The sequence below is a fragment of the Oleiphilus sp. HI0128 genome (assembly GCF_001635365.1).
The window spans coordinates 1-1,526 of sequence record NZ_LWGG01001147.1 but is presented as its reverse complement, the minus strand read 5'-3'; the positions used below and the strand labels follow the sequence as shown (position 1 = coordinate 1,526).

Annotated in this window: 2 protein-coding genes; one reads left to right on the top strand and one right to left on the bottom strand. The window is 45.7% G+C overall.

The genetic code is table 11. The features are described from left to right. Positions 1-62: 62 nt before the first annotated feature. Complete coding sequence (locus tag A3763_RS19420) at positions 63-815, top strand: alpha/beta fold hydrolase (protein WP_068507724.1); 753 nt, start codon at positions 63-65, stop codon at positions 813-815. Positions 816-881: 66 nt separating this feature from the next. On the opposite strand, the gene A3763_RS28915 is transcribed toward A3763_RS19420, so the two are convergent. After that, on the bottom strand, positions 882-1,526 hold a 645-nt coding region (locus tag A3763_RS28915; RefSeq protein ID WP_197482992.1), incomplete at its 5' end, for a lipocalin family protein.

The following is a 1,526-nucleotide window of genomic DNA, read 5'->3' as shown; positions in this document are numbered from 1 at the left end:
ATGCCCAAGAAAAAGCAGCAGGTACAGACCTTTCAAGCAGCTAAGCAGTTTTGGTATCGCTAATGGAAAAGTGGATGCTAATAAGGGGTTTGTCTCGCCAGAAATTGCATTGGGGTGAGTTTCCTGAGCACTTAAAAACACTGTCAGGCGCAGAGGTATTGTTTGAGGACTTGCCAGGTTTTGGTGAGCGACATCATGAATCTAGCCCGGGGACGATAGAAGAAATTGCTGAGAGTCTTGCGCCGAGGATTTTTGACTCAGCCAAGCTTGTTGACGGTAAGATCAATCTTGTAGGTATTTCCATGGGCGGAATGGTGGCGCTTGCCTTGGCTCAAATGCACCCTGAAAAAGTCGCTAGCCTGATACTGATAAATTCAAGCTTTAGACCCTATGCTCGCTTTTATCAGAGACTTCAACCTAAGGCCTATGCAGGCTTCCTAAAGGCCTGGTTTAACCCCGTTATGCGCTACAGTGAGCGTGAAATTTTGCGATTGTCGAGTAACATGAGAGATAGTGATGAGTGTTTGCTAGATGAGTGGTTAGACTTCAGACGTAAGCAGCCACCTAGCCGGAGAGCGGCAATCAAGCAAATTCTGGCGGCCAGTCGCTTTCAATGCGAATCACAAAAGCCCGTCGAACATATGCTGTTTATTGCGGCTAAACAAGACAGGATTGTTAGCTACCACTGCTCTGAAAATGCCGCCCAAGCATGGGGGGCAGATTATCGTTGTCATCACTATGCCGGGCATGACTTGGCTTTGGATGCACCACAGTGGTTAGCCGAGCAGATCGTTGAGTGGCGACAGAGTCTATAAAGAGCGGGGTGAGAAGTAAGCAAACCTGAATGATCAGGCTTGCTTACTTGAATCTAGGCACAGGTTCTATTTTATGAAGAGGACGTTGGAGTCCATATAAGGTGCCTCATCAGCATAATCGTTTAAACTAATGAAGCTAATTTTTTCGCTATCCTGTTCAGTAAAGAAGAACTTGTTACTGCCCAAAGCACGGTCGTAGACAATGGATATTGTGCCGTCACCTTGAAAACTCCAGGAAAATGAAAAAGACGAGCCATCATTTTCATCTCCGTTGGTAGCGCCCGTATTGTTAGCAAAGAACTCAATAGAGCAGAAAGGGCAGTCTTCATAGTAGAATTCTTTAGTGAGATCACTTAACGAAGGTTGAATTGCTTCTACTGCACAATGCCTGATATGACTGACATCGTCTTCAGGAAGTTGGAAGCAGTATTGGCCCTGTTCGATCGCAGACTCTCTAAAGGTAAGTGTTTCATCGGCAAGGTAAACAATTACCTCGTTATTTACCACTGCCCATGTACCGCTCGTTACGCTCGCTAAACGTGAATCGTTATCATCGTTTCCGGTGAATTCAAAGGTCATGTCAGAGAAAAAACTGAAGATAACATAGGTATCATCGCCAAGGTCGTCGATAAAAGCCTTGCCACAGAGGTCTGACTCGGAAATTGTGTCGGAGCTATTATCTGGCTCGGGGCAATCAGGCAGTGTTATATT

Bases quoted from the DNA above. Each gene is read 5' to 3' on its own strand.
- A3763_RS19420 (WP_068507724.1), top strand. From the start codon at position 63: ATGGAAAAGTGGATGCTAATAAGGGGTTTGTCTCGCCAGAAATTGCAT.